Annotated in this window: 4 protein-coding genes and 1 pseudogene; all 5 read left to right on the top strand. The window is 64.2% G+C overall.

The annotated features are described in order from the left end of the window. Window positions 1-215: pseudogene (locus ACIQ7H_RS21835) on the top strand (4-hydroxyphenylpyruvate dioxygenase); the annotation flags it as partial. Between the two features lie 341 nt (window positions 216-556). Continuing rightward, entirely contained in the window at window positions 557-973 is a 417-nt protein-coding gene (locus ACIQ7H_RS21840) for an endonuclease domain-containing protein (protein ID WP_395795545.1), read from the top strand. Continuing rightward, window positions 970-2,277: a homogentisate 1,2-dioxygenase gene (hmgA, locus tag ACIQ7H_RS21845; RefSeq protein ID WP_395795547.1), complete on the top strand. Its 1,308-nt coding sequence runs from the start codon at window positions 970-972 to the stop codon at window positions 2,275-2,277. Before ACIQ7H_RS21840 ends, hmgA begins: the two co-directional genes overlap by 4 nt. A 45-nt stretch (window positions 2,278-2,322) precedes the next feature. Beyond that, complete coding sequence (locus tag ACIQ7H_RS21850) at window positions 2,323-3,318, top strand: fumarylacetoacetate hydrolase family protein (RefSeq protein WP_395795549.1); 996 nt, start codon at window positions 2,323-2,325, stop codon at window positions 3,316-3,318. A 108-nt stretch (window positions 3,319-3,426) separates the two neighbouring features. Then, window positions 3,427-4,089 (top strand): maleylacetoacetate isomerase, encoded by a 663-nt coding sequence (maiA, locus tag ACIQ7H_RS21855; RefSeq protein ID WP_395795551.1) that lies wholly within the window; start codon window positions 3,427-3,429, stop codon window positions 4,087-4,089. Window positions 4,090-4,562: the final 473 nt, after the last annotated feature.

Raw genomic sequence — 4,562 nt, forward strand, 5'->3', positions numbered from 1 at the left:
AAGACGTGCCGCGCCTGCGCAAGAACAAGATCCTGATCGACGCCGACCTCGAAACCAAATCGCGCAAACTGCTGCAGATCTTCACCCAGAACGCGATCGGCCCGATCTTCTTCGAGATCATCCAGCGCAAGGGCAACGAGGGTTTCGGTGAGGGCAACTTCCAGGCCCTGTTCGAGAGCATCGAGCGGGATCAGATGAAGCGGGGGTTCCTGTAAGGGGCGGGATTGGACGCAGGAATCTGATTTCGAGATTCGAGATTCGAGATTCGAGATTCGAGATTCGAGATTCGAGATTCGAGATTCGAGATTCGAGATTCGAGATTCGAGATTCGAGATTCGAGATTCGGAGTTCGGAGTTCGGAGTTCGGAGTTCGGAGTTCGGAGTTCGGAGTTCGCGTCGGGCGGATCGAGGCCCGAGCCTGAGCCCCTCTCCCCGTGGGAGAGGGGTTGGGGAGAGGGTTCGGCCTGGCCGAGCGCATCAATCGCCTCCTCAGCCATCAGCCCGCGCCGCTCCCAAATCTGATCATCGAGCAGCCAAGAGCGGGGAGAGACTTCAGATGGCCAATCGCGTCATTCCCCCGCTGCCCTCGGAGACGCTGGCGAATGCCAAGCAGTTGCGCCACACCACCACCGATGCCGAACAGGCGCTCTGGCACCACCTGCGCGCGGGTCGTTTCGGTGGTTTCAAGTTCCGCCGGCAGCATGCCCTCCCGCCCTATGTCGTCGACTTCGTCTGTCTCGGGCAGCTGCTGGTGGTCGAACTGGATGGTTCGCAGCACTCACCCGATGTGGATGCAGCGAAGAGCCACTTCCTCACGCGCGCGGGCTTCCAGCTGCTGCGCTTCTGGAACCATGACGCGCTGACCCAAACCGAAGACGTGCTTGCGCAGATCTGGAACGCGCTGCACGACCGGACCCTCTCCCCAACCCCTCTCCCACGGGGCGAGGGGCTAACGCGAGAACCACTGCCATGACGCAAGTCCCCGCAAACCCCACCTACCTCACCGGCTTCGCCAACGACTTCGCCACCGAGGCCTTGCCCGGCGCGCTGCCGGTCGGCCGCAACTCGCCGCAGCGCTGCGCCTACGGTCTGTACGCCGAGCAGATTTCCGGCACGGCATTCACCGCGCCGCGCCATGCCAATCGCCGCAGTTGGCTGTACCGGATCCGCCCGGCGGCGCTGCACGGCCGTTTCGAGCCCTACGCGCAGCCGCGTTTCCACAATCGTTTCGACGAGGTGGCCGCGAGCCCCGAGCAGTACCGCTGGAGCCCGCTGCCCTTGCCGGCCGAGCCGACCGACTTCATCGACGGACAGTTCAGCATGGGTGGCAACGGCGGCCCCGATGCCGGCGGCATGACGGTGCACCTGTATGCCGCCAACCGTGACATGGTCGACCGCTACTTCTACAGCGCCGACAGCGAGCTGCTGATCATTCCGCAGCTGGGCCGCCTGTGTATTGACACCGAACTCGGGCGGGTCGAGATCGAGCCGCAGCAGATCGCGGTGATCCCGCGTGGCATCCGTTTCAGCGTGGCCCTGCCGGACGGCAGCGCGCGCGGCTACCTGTGCGAGAACTTCGGTGCTTTGCTCAAGCTGCCTGACCTCGGCGTGATCGGCAGCAATGGTCTTGCCAACCCGCGCGACTTCGAAACCCCGACCGCCCGCTACGAGCAGCGCGAAGGCAGTTTCGAGCTGATCGCCAAGTTCCAGGGCCAGCTATGGCGCGCCCCGATCGGCCACAGCCCGCTCGATGTGGTGGCCTGGCATGGCAACTACGCGCCCTACCGCTACGACCTGCGCCGCTTCAACACCATCGGTTCGATCAGCTTTGATCACCCGGATCCGTCGATCTTCCTGGTGCTGCACTCACCCGGCGATTCCGATGGAGTCAGCAATCTGGACTTCGTGATCTTCCCGCCGCGCTGGCTGGTGGCACAGAACACCTTCCGCCCGCCCTGGTTCCACCGCAACGTGGCCAGCGAGTTCATGGGCCTGGTGCATGGCGCTTACGACGCCAAGGCAGAAGGCTTCGTGCCGGGTGGCGCCTCGCTGCACAACTGCATGAGCGGGCACGGCCCCGACGCGGCGACCTTCGAAAAAGCCTCCGCGGCCGAACTGTCCAAGCCTGACGTGATCGTCGATACCATGGCCTTCATGCTGGAAGCGCCGCGGGTGATCCGCCCCAGCCGGCAGGCGCTCGATGCTGCACACCGGCAGTCGGACTACCCCGACTGCTGGTCCGGGCTCAAGGCCCAGTTCGATCCCAACCGCCCCTGAGCTGCCCGGCGATTGCCGCGGCAGTGCCCGACTGAAGGACACCCGATGAAGCTTGCAAGCCTGAAAGAGGGCGGCCGTGACGGCAGCCTGATCGTTGTCTCGCGTGATCTAGGCCGCGCAGTGCGCGTGCCGTCGATTGCCCTGACCCTGCAACGTGCTCTCGAGGATTGGGACAACACCGCGCCGCGACTGAACGCTGCATTCGAGGCCCTGCAAGGCGGCGCTTCGTTGGTCGAAGGCCAGGCTGCGTTTACGCTGGAAACCCACAGTCTGGCCGCGCCGCTGCCGCGCGCCTATGAGTTCGTCGATGGCTCGGCCTATCTGCCGCACGTCGACCGGGTGCGTCGCGCCCGCGGCGCCACGGTGCCGGAGAGTTTTTACGTCGATCCCTTGATGTACCACGCCGTCGGCGCCGGCTTCTATGGCCCCAATGACCCGGTGCTGGTGCCGGATGAGGCCTTCGGAATCGATCTGGAAGCCGAGGTGGTGGTGGTGACCGATGACGTGCCGATGGGCGTCAATGCGGTCGATGCGGCGCAGCACATCCAGCTGATCGGCCTGATCAACGATGTGTCTTTGCGCAACCTGATCCCCGATGAACTTGCGAAAGGCTTCGGCTTTCTGCAGTCGAAACCGCGCTCGACCCTGTCGCCGGTGTTCGTCAGTCCAGATGAGCTGGGCGAGGCTTGGCTCGACAGCAAGGTCCATCTGCCCCTGCTCAGCCACATCAATGGCGAGTGGTTTGGCGCGCCCGAGGCCGGCGAGGACATGCAGTTCAGCTTTGCCCAACTGATCGCCCACGCGGCGCGCACTCGGCCGCTGGTCGCCGGCAGCATCGTCGGCTCCGGCACGGTCGCCAATCAGGATGAAGGCCGTGGCGCATCCTGCCTCGCCGAGAAGCGTATGCTCGAGATCATTCGCGACGGCAAGCCCAGCACGCCCTTCATGCGCTTCGGAGATCGAGTCCGCATCGAGATGCTCGATCGCAGCGGCGCCAGTATCTTCGGTGCCATCGATCAGGTGATGCAGAAGTCTGGCTGACCCGCCGCGACCGCCGCGACCGCCGCGACCGCCGCGACCGCCGTGTCGGCCTTGTTCAGGCCGGCGCAGACGCGTAGATTCTGTGAGCCCGATCACGTTGGAGGCCGCATGAGCGAGATGCTGACCCTGTACAGCTACTGGCGCTCCAGCGCTGCCTACCGTGTGCGCATCGCCCTGCATCTGAAGGGCCTGGCCTACGCGCAGAAGCCGGTACATCTGCTCAACGACGGCGGCGAGCAACGCTCAGCCGCCTACCGTGAGATCAATCCCCAAGGCTTGGTGCCGGTGCTGTTGGACGGTGAGCGCGTGATCCGGCAGTCGCTGGCGATCATCGAGTACCTCGACGAGAGCTATCCGGCGGTGCCGTTGCTGCCTGCGCTCGCGCGCGATCGCGCGCGGGTGCGCGGGCTCGCCCAGCTGATCGCCTGTGATATTCATCCACTGAACAACCTGCGCGTGCTGCAGTATCTGGAGCGCGAGCTGAAAATGGAGCAGCCTGGCCGCGAGGCTTGGGCGCAGCACTGGATGAGTGAGGGCCTCGCCGCCTTCGAAGCCTTGGCGCAAGACAACCCGTCGACCGGCGACTACTGCGAAGGCGACATTCCGACCTTGGCCGACTGCTGCCTGATCCCCCAGCTCTACAACGCGCGCCGGGTGCAGCTGGACCTCAGCCTCTATCCCACCCTGCTGCGCATCGAGACCAATTGCCTGCAGCTGCAAGCATTCCAGCAGGCTGCACCTGAGCGACAGCCGGATGCGCCGCAGGCTTGAGGCGGCGCTTGCTGGGGAGGACCGCGCTCGTCTGCCGTAGTGTTCAACTCAGATGCGACTTTGCGTGATGATTCATCGCCTCTGGGCCTGAGCCGGGGAGCCGCGAGTTCTGGATAGAGACTCGCGACACACCGTTCCCGCACCGCTGACAAGCGAGTTTCTCCGTTCGTTTCGGGTTGCGTATCTCTGCGTGAGTTTTTTTCTTGCCTCGCGGGCCAAAGTCTGCCGTGCGAAAATATTCATGTAAAACAGTCGCTTGTATAACAGCGCGGTCGCGCTTTGCCGGAGTCTCGCGTCCCGCGAGGAGGGTCAGGCGTGCTTGAAGCGGGCACGAGTTTGGAGGTGTCCCTGCGGAACGCGTCAACCCCTTTGAGACAGCCTGTTCACCAGATAGCTGTCATTCGTTCTCCTGAGTGGCGGATTCGCTCATGCTTGCGATCTCGTTGCTTCCGAGTTCACTGGGCAGGGTCACG

It is taken from the genome of Aquimonas sp. (genome assembly GCF_044377145.1).
Classification (GTDB): Bacteria; Pseudomonadota; Gammaproteobacteria; order Xanthomonadales; family Xanthomonadaceae; genus Aquimonas.